Annotated in this window: 5 protein-coding genes and 3 pseudogenes; 1 reads left to right on the forward strand and 7 read right to left on the reverse strand. The window is 58.6% G+C overall.

Annotation, left to right across the window (positions count from 1 at the left end; all coding sequences use genetic code 11):
* The 4 genes and pseudogenes from AC1DLB_RS23625 to AC1DLB_RS23640 all read right to left on the reverse strand — a co-directional run.
* A partial coding sequence (locus AC1DLB_RS23625; protein ID WP_477785739.1) for a proteasome-type protease occupies window positions 1-605 on the reverse strand: 605 nt, incomplete at its 3' end.
* Between the two features lie 80 nt (window positions 606-685).
* Window positions 686-1,423 (reverse strand): transglutaminase family protein, encoded by a 738-nt coding sequence (locus tag AC1DLB_RS23630; RefSeq protein ID WP_477785741.1) that lies wholly within the window; start codon window positions 1,421-1,423, stop codon window positions 686-688.
* A 44-nt stretch (window positions 1,424-1,467) separates the two neighbouring features.
* Window positions 1,468-2,166 (reverse strand): annotated as a pseudogene (locus AC1DLB_RS23635) (alpha-E domain-containing protein); the annotation flags it as partial.
* A 3-nt stretch (window positions 2,167-2,169) separates the two neighbouring features.
* On the reverse strand, window positions 2,170-3,579 hold the full coding sequence (locus tag AC1DLB_RS23640) for a circularly permuted type 2 ATP-grasp protein (protein ID WP_007938225.1): 1,410 nt from the start codon (window positions 3,577-3,579) through the stop codon (window positions 2,170-2,172).
* 1,158 nt (window positions 3,580-4,737) lie between these two features.
* Here AC1DLB_RS23640 and AC1DLB_RS23645 point away from each other — a divergent pair.
* Window positions 4,738-4,848, forward strand: a pseudogene (locus AC1DLB_RS23645) (ornithine carbamoyltransferase); the annotation flags it as partial.
* 75 nt (window positions 4,849-4,923) lie between these two features.
* On the opposite strand, the pseudogene AC1DLB_RS23650 reads toward AC1DLB_RS23645, so the two are convergent.
* The 3 genes and pseudogenes from AC1DLB_RS23650 to AC1DLB_RS23660 form a co-directional block, all read right to left on the reverse strand.
* Window positions 4,924-6,412, reverse strand: a pseudogene (locus AC1DLB_RS23650) (SulP family inorganic anion transporter).
* 323 nt (window positions 6,413-6,735) lie between these two features.
* Window positions 6,736-6,933 carry a YbdD/YjiX family protein gene (locus tag AC1DLB_RS23655; protein WP_007938220.1) on the reverse strand — a complete coding sequence of 66 codons (198 nt, stop codon included), beginning with the start codon at window positions 6,931-6,933 and terminating at the stop codon, window positions 6,736-6,738.
* Between the two features lie 14 nt (window positions 6,934-6,947).
* Window positions 6,948-8,730 (reverse strand): carbon starvation CstA family protein (locus AC1DLB_RS23660; RefSeq protein ID WP_477785740.1); only part of this gene is annotated, 1,783 nt, incomplete at its 5' end.

Here is an 8,730-nt window from a genome sequence, read left to right on the forward strand (position 1 = left end):
CCATAACTGTCTTTTCTGAACACCAGCAGATCCAGCGGCATACCCACCGACAGGTTGCTGCGCATGGTCGAGTCGAACGAGATCAGCCCGCAGCGCAGGCCCTCTTCGAGTGATGTGCGGTACGTGAGGTTGCGATCGAGTATCGGTCGGCCGTACTTGCTTTCACCCAATTGCAGGAAAGGCGTGTCCTCCGTCGCCTGAATGAAGTTGCCTTGCGGGTAAATGCTGTACACATCCATCGCCCCCTCCGCGATCTGCCCGCCCACCAGAAAAGAGCAACTCAAGTCGGTCTTGCCGGCCAACTTGGTACGGTCCCGGGCGACAACTTCGCGAACGGTTTCGGCCACCAGCACAGTGGCGTCATAGAGTGTGCGGACATCCAACAGGTGCGGGCCAGGCCCGCTGCAACGCTGCTTGAGCAAGTTCACCACCGATTGCGAGGTGGCCAGATTGCCCGCCGTTTGCAACACAATCAGCCGCTCGCCCGGCGTGCTGAAAATAAACAACTTACGAAACGTTGAAATCTGGTCGATACCGGCATTGGTCCGTGAGTCGGAGATGAACACCATCCCGTCGGCCAGGTGCATAGCGACGCAATAAGTCATTTGCGCTTACTCGTGAATTCTGGATGAAAGGCCATACCGTCTCCCCGACGGCATGGCCAATTACGATGAACGTTTCAGGCTTATTGGTGCTGAACCTGAAACAGCGACGTTACCTGTACCCGCGCCAGCATCGACTCGGCCCCGCCACCACGACGCATGCCACGTACCGGGCAGGCGTCGAGGTAGTCCAGGCCCACCGCCAGTTTCAGATGGCGTTCGGGCCGGGACAGCCGGTTGGTGACATCGAAGCTGTACCAACCATCGTCGAGCCAGGCTTCGGCCCAGGCATGGCTGGCCAAGTGGTTTTCATCTTCGGTGCACAAGTAACCGGAGACATAACGCGCAGGAATCCCCAGGCTACGGGCGCAGGCCAGGAAGGCGTGAGTGTGGTCCTGACAGACCCCGCCTCCGACCGCAAACGCCTCGGCGGCCRTGGTGTCCACGGTGGTTGCGCCCGGGTTGTAGACCATATGGTCGGCCAGGCCGTGCATCAGGTCGATCAACGCCGTTCGATCACGGCGTATGCCGCAGTGCTGCACGGCGAAGGCATTCAGGGCATCGTCCGCAATCGTCAGCTTACTGKTGCGCAAAAACGGCAAAGGCGATTGGCTGTCGCGCTCCAGCTCACGGTCCGAGTCGATATCCACCTGACCATAAGCTGTCAGTACCAAGGCCCCATGGGGTTCGTCCATCGTCAACACATGCAGGATGTTGCCGTACGGATCGAACTGGCTGCGCACCAGGCGCGGCAGTTCCAGGTGCCATTCCAGGATGCGCTGGCGTTCACTGTTCTGCGGCGTCAGACGCAGGAACTGAATGCTGGTGCAGACTTCATCGGCGTAGCTGTAGGTGGTGTCGTGGCGATCTCGGAGACCTGCTCGGCGCCCGGCGCATTGCGGTAGATCTCGTTGAACGCCTCGAAGGACGACAAGGCCCGCAGCAAGGCACTCCACTGGTAGTAGCCGCGCGCGGAGTTGTCACTCACCTCCTCCGACTCCTCGCCGAACATTTCGTAGCGTGCATCCAGCAGGCGCAGCGTGTTGTCCGCCCGCTCAAGGAAAGTCCCCAGGCGAATGAAACAGTAGGCATCGTTGCGCATGATGGTGCCCGAGGTCGCCCCGCGGAACAGGTGCGAACGCTCCTTGACCCACTCGCAGAAATGGCTGATGCCATAGCGCGCCAGACCATTGCTGGCGATGTTGCGCATCTCCAGCCAGGTGGCGTTGATGTTCTCCCACATGTCGGCGGTGATGCGTCCGCGCACGGCATGAGCATTGGCTCGCGCGGCTTGCAAACAGCAATAGATACTCCCGGGGTTGGTTTCATCCAGCGCGAAGAAGTGCAACATGCGTTCGGTGTTGAGCTCTCCATAACGCTCGTTGTAATCGTCCAGCGTACCGGCGGCGAGCAGCGACATTGCCAGTTCGGCGCGGCCATCGGTACGCCCCGCCTGAGGCATCAACGACAACGAGTAACTGACTTCGAGCATGCGCGCCAGGTTTTCGGCGCGCTCCAGGTAACGGGACATCCAGTAGAGGTCCGAAGCGGTTCTTGAAAGCATGTCTTAGTCCTCCACTACCCAAGTGTCTTTGGTGCCGCCGCCCTGAGACGAGTTCACCACCAGCGAGCCTTCGCGCAATGCCACGCGGGTCAGGCCACCGGGCACCAGACGGGTTTCTCTGCCCGACAGCACAAACGGGCGCAGGTCAATGTGGCGTGGGGCGATGCCGTTTTCGACAAAGGTCGGGCACGTTGACAGGCACAGGGTTGGTTGGGCGATATAAGCTTCGGGGCGTGCCTTGAGGCGCGCGCGGAAGTCTTCGATTTCCGCCGCCGTGGCCGCCGGGCCGACCAGCATGCCGTAGCCACCGGAACCCTGGGTTTCCTTGACCACCAGCTCAGGCAGATTCGCCAACACATGGGACAACTCTTCCGGTTTGCGGCATTGCCAGGTAGGCACGTTCTTGAGGATCGGTTCCTCGGCAAGATAGAAGCGGATCATGTCGCCGACGTAGGGATAGATCGACTTGTCATCGGCCACGCCGGTGCCGACGGCGTTCGCCAGCACCACGTTGCCTGAGCGGTAAGCGGCAATCAGGCCTGGTACGCCAAGCATGGAGTCCGGGTTGAACGACAGAGGATCGAGATACGCATCGTCGAGACGGCGGTAAATGACGTCCACCTGTCTGGGGCCGGCGGTGGTGCGCATATAGACGTGATCATCGCGGACAAACAGATCAGCGCCCTCCACCAGTTCCACGCCCATTTCACGGGCCAGGAACGCATGCTCGAAGTAAGCGCTGTTGAAGCGGCCCGGGGTCAGCACCACGGTCGTGGGATTGTCCAGCGGACTGGAGCTCCTCAAGGTGTCCAGCAGCAGGTTCGGGTAGTGATCGATGGGCGCCACACGCTGGGCGGCGAAGAGTTCGGGGAACAAACGCATCATCATCTTGCGGTCTTCAAGCATGTAGCTGACGCCGCTGGGGGTGCGCAGATTGTCTTCCAGTACGTAGTAGCTGCCATCGCCGTCGCGGACCAGATCGACCCCGGCGATGTGGGCGTAGATGCCCCGGTGCAGATTCAGGCCCTGCATGGCGACCTGATAACCCTCATTGGCCAACACCTGTTCGGCCGGAATGATGCCCTCCTTGAGAATACGTTGCCCGTGGTAGATGTCGTCCAGGAACATGTTCAACGCCTGGACCCGCTGAATGCAGCCCCGCTCGACCATTTGCCATTCGCTGGCCTTGATGCTGCGCGGAATGATGTCGAACGGAATCAACCGTTCGGTGCCCTGCTCGTCCCCGTATAAGGTGAATGTGATGCCGGCTCGGTGGAACAACAGGTCGGCTTCGCGACGACGTTGATCCAGCAACTCCAGAGGTGTGTCCGCCAACCAACGCGCGAACTCCTGGTAATGTGGGCGGCAGCCACCACTCGCATCATACATTTCGTTAAAAAAAGCTCGGGACATACCCTACTCCTTGCCGCAATACAGACGGCATTTTCTTATAACTTCGCTATTTCAATAAAATCAGGCCTTACGTTGTTTTAGTGAGTACTGTTTCTGTTGAGCACCTCAGTGTGCGTCGTTAACTTCCTGTCTCATTTGGAAACAAATTCCGCGTGAATTCGGCAACCTGTTGACGCGTTCCGACGCCAGAGACTTGGCCTTTGCGGTTTGATTTCTGGCGCCCCATTTATAACGTTCCCCCATAATTTTTTTTCGATGAAAAACCACACTAGCGGTGGTTTGAAAGTACTTTTGCAAGGGCTGTGCCCAACTATTGTTACGATCGATAAAAACCGGAAAAACCCTTAGACAAGCCGGAATTGCGACACATCGTTTCATTTTTGAGACGAAAATCGATAAGACTACTGAAACGGTTTTTCCACTTGTAACTTGCACAACTCTGGATCGGACGAAAATGGTGCATTTGGCAACTGATTTGAGTTTTATGCCCTACAAGCGGGAAATTCCTACTCACTGTTTTTATTCTCCGTGTAATACAAGGCGTCCAGCGCGGCGCATTGATGAATACCGACGCACTATTAATGGTCAATAAAATGCACCCGGAGATGACGCCTGAAGCGAAGCTGCAAAGTAGTGAGGCATGGAGGACGGCCCGACACTGAGCCTTACCATCCGTACTACGCCAAAACCATATTCCACGCCCCGATGGCCAAGCTACAACGCAATAGGCATTGAGCTAGACAGTTGCTGTCCGACGCACGGCATCAGGCCGCGGGCAAACAGATCAGGATAGTTGATCCTGATCAATAGTTTGCCGGTTGATCGCGTACACGCTGTCGGGCACGCAACGACGCAATGCCATGGATTGCTCACCGCCAGCGTACTCAGAAACATCAGGATGATTGATTCCTGCCTTTTTGGAGCGCCGTCAATGAAGATTTATGTTGAAAAAGACCCTGCACAGAATTGTTGGTGGGTTCACATGGGTCTGTGGATGGCGAGCTTCCGCAGCCTTGATGGTGCCGAGTCTTTTGTCGAGAGATTGAACTCCCGAATCAATGCCCCGCACTCTCTGGAAATGATTACAAACCGTCCTTTGTGGCCGGGAACGATTTCCCGCAGCTCGCCTCTCGATCAGCACGATGAACCTCACTTGGCAAAGCCTGGGCCGAACGTATCAAGCAACTGTTGCCGTACCAGGTCAACACGGACTTGATGAAAGCCTCCGGCAACCCGCGCCCCCGGTTCATGCACTGCCTTCCGGCATTCGTTCTGTGAAATCCGAGCGTCCACGAGCRCTTTGCTTTCCCGGGAAATCCCGCCTGCGAAGCTCATTGGCGCGGGCTAACCCACTGGATAAATCACGAGATAACTTTCGACCGCATCGTCTATCGTTGGAAAAAACGCCGTTTCGCCCAGCTTGGCGAAAAGCCCGAATCGCTTTAGCTTGTCCTTGACCGGATCCTTCATCTCGGCCACGCACAACTTGATACCCGCCCCACGCAAGGTTTCATCGAGTTCAGCCAGCATATCGGCAGAAGTTACGTCCACGCTGGTGACCGGTTCCGACGCTACAACCAGCCAACGCACGGGCGAAGGCGATGTTGCCACGGCGTCCAGTACCCGGTCAGATTCGTCGCAGGTCGGTCACTTCGATCAGGCCGATGGCGGATGCGATCACCACTGCCGCCAATGCGCTGGTAGGCAGGTTCTGCAACAGGTTCGGCGCCACCATCAGCAATAAGGCAACGGCGATCGCACCGACGACACCGGTCAATTGGGTTTTCGCGCCTGCGGCCTCGGCCACGGGTGTCCGGGATGAACTGCTGCTGATTGGAAACCCCTGAAAAAGCCCGGTGGTCAGATTGGCGAAGCCGAGCCCGACCATTTCCTGGTTCGGGTCCACATAAGTACGAGTCCGCGCCGCATAGACACGAGAGAGCACACTGGTGTCGGCGAACGAAACGAGGGCGACGGCACAACCACCAATCAGGACGGGGACGATATCAGCCCTGGTGATCCAGGGAATGGCGAATGCTGGCAGCCCCTGTGGGAGCGATCCCAGGACCGACACCCCGGCGCGAGCTGCAAGGTCCAGTACACCAACGGCAACGGTCGCGCCTGCCACTGCGACCAGAATGCCCGGCACGCGTTTATTGSCCTTGAGTAGCAGGATCACCGACAGAGTACTTGCGCCCACCGTGAACGCGGCCCAGTTGGTTATCCCAGCCATCACTGCTGTAGCGATCTCCCATACATTTCTCAGCGGCCCGTCGGTTTCGATCGAAAAACCGAAAAACTTTGGCAGTTGACTGATCAATACCACCAGCGCAATCCCGTTCATGTATCCGTAGCGGATCGGTTTGGAAAGCAGCTCAGTAATGAAGCCCAGACGCGCGATGCCAGCCAGGATGCACACCACCCCCGAGACGATCGCCATCATGCCCGCGAGGGCGATTGCGCGATGCGGATCGCCGCCGGACAGTGGCAAGACGACGGCCAGGATGACAGCAGCCAGCGAAGAGTCTGGCCCAAGCACCAGAATCCGGCTGGGACCGAACAACGCATAAGCGAGTAATGGAACGATCGTTGCGTAGAGCCCGTAAATACCGGGTACGCCCGATGCCACCGCATAGGCGATGCCGACGGGTATCAGCATTGTGGTGAGCACCAGTCCGGCCACGAGGTCGTGGCGCAACCAAATCATTTGGTATCCGCGCAACGTACGCAGTCCCGGGAGCCAGCGGTCCCAGAGGGTCTGGCCGTCGTTCGACTTGCGGTGCGCAATCCGCCCCGGTTCCGGGACGGGAGGCACAATATCCGAATGACTCATGGCAATGCAGCCCTTGGCGGAGACTCGCTCGGCAATCCGTCAGAATTTTTCGGGAATTCGCCGCAACGGATAATCCGGCTCGCGATAACCGCCTGCCTTCTCTYGCAGACCGCTCATTCGTTTTATCCAGATCGCGTGGACGGCCCTTCTGCTCTTGACGTTTAACTCCATCAGGCCCCCGGTGAGTCTAGAACATGATCAGCGATCATGAGGGGCGTTCGCCCTGATGAAAAACCAGAGCGAATACCAACCGAATCGACCGTTGCAGGGTTGTCCTGCAACATAGAATCTCCCACAGGGTTTGGATCAACCTGGCTGTCAGGTCAGCAACACTTCGGCCCTGCCTTACCGCCGTAACGAGCCTCCTGACGTTCGCGAAAGAACATCTCGTAGCTCATCACCGGCTTGTCCGGGTGTTCGGTTTGCATATGCTCGACGTAGTTGTCGTAGTCGGGCATCCCGACCATCAGGCGCGCAGCCTGACCGAGGTATTTACCGAGGCGACTCAGGTCATTGAACATGCTGCCCTCCTCGATCAAGCATCTGGCAGCGCATGGAATGGCGCTTCTTTATCCGTACGTTCTTTGGTGCCCCAGGCGGCAATGCCGACCTTGAGCGCAAAGAACAGGATGCTGAACACCACGAGCAGGAACAACACCGTCAGCGTTGCGTTGGTGTAGGCGTTGTAGATCACRTGCTGCATCTGCTCRATGCTCTTGGCCGGMGCSAGSAYCTGACCGYTGGCCAGGGCATCRCTGTACTTCTTSGCCAGCGACAGGAAGCCGATCGCCGGGTTGGCGTCGAACAGCTTGATGAAGCCTGCAGTGGTGGTGCAGATCAGCAACCAWACSGCTGGCAGCATGGTSACCCASAYATAGCGTTGGCGTTTCATTTTGATCAGCACAACGGTTGCCARCATCAGCGCGATACCGGCCAGCATCTGGTTGGARATACCGAACAGCGGCCACAAGGTGTTGATCCCGCCCAACGGGTCGATCACGCCTTGGTACAGCAGGTAACCCCACATCGCCACGCAACCGGCGGTGGCKATCAGGTTGGCGGTCCAGGACTCRGTGCGTYTCAGCGCCGGYACGAAGGAACCAAGCAARTCCTGCAGCATGAAACGYCCGGCACGGGTRCCGGCRTCGACCGCRGTSAGGATGAACAGYGCTTCRAACAGGATCGCGAAGTGGTACCAGAACGCCATGGTGTTTTCRCCCGGCAGCACGYKGTGCAGGATCTGCGCGATACCMACCGCCAGGGTCGGCGCACCGCCGGCACGGGCCAGGACGGTGGTTTCACCGATGTCCTTGGCYACCGCTTGCAACGCTTCCGGCGTGATGGCAAAGCCCCAGTTGCTGACCGCTGTCGCTACCGCCACCACATCACCGCCGACAACCGCGGCCGGGCTGTTCATGGCGAAGTACACGCCCGGCTCGATCACCGAAGCGGCCACCATCGCCATGATCGCCACGAAGGATTCCATCARCATGCCGCCRTAACCGATGTAGCGAGCGTTGACTTCGTTATCCAGCAGCTTCGGCGTGGTGCCGGAAGCRATCAGYGCRTGGAAACCSGACACTGCGCCACAGGCAATGGTGATGAACAGGAACGGGAACAGCCCACCCTTCCACACCGGCCCGGTGCCGTCGATGAACTGGGTCAATGCCGGCATTTTCAGCTCGGGCATGGTGATCAGAATGCCGATCGCCAGCGCAACGATGGTACCGATCTTGAGGAACGTGGACAGGTAATCACGTGGCGCCAGAATCAGCCATACCGGCAACACCGCCGCCACGAAACCGTAGCCGATCAGCATCCAGGTAATCTGCAGTCCAGTGAAGGTAAAGGCTTTGGCCCAGACCGGGTCAGCAGCAATTTGCCCGCCCAGCCAGATCGAACCGAGCAGCAACGCCACGCCGATCACCGAGATTTCACCAATACGGCCCGGACGGATGTAGCGCATGTAGACGCCCATGAACATCGCGATCGGGATGGTCGCCATCACCGTGAAAATGCCCCACGGGCTCTCGGCCAGGGCCTTGACCACGATCAGCGCCAGCACCGCGAGGATGATGATCATGATCAGGAAGCAGCCGAACAGCGCTATGGTCCCGGGGATGCGGCCCATTTCTTCACGGACCATGTCGCCCAGGGAACGGCCGTTGCGGCGAGTGGACATGAACAGGACCATGAAGTCCTGAACCGCACCGGCCAGCACCACGCCGGCAATCAGCCACAGCGTACCGGGCAGATAGCCCATCTGCGCCGCCAACACCGGACCGACCAGCGGCCCCGCGCCGGCAATGGCTGCGAAG

The organism is Pseudomonas sp. 05N434, from assembly GCF_056396965.1.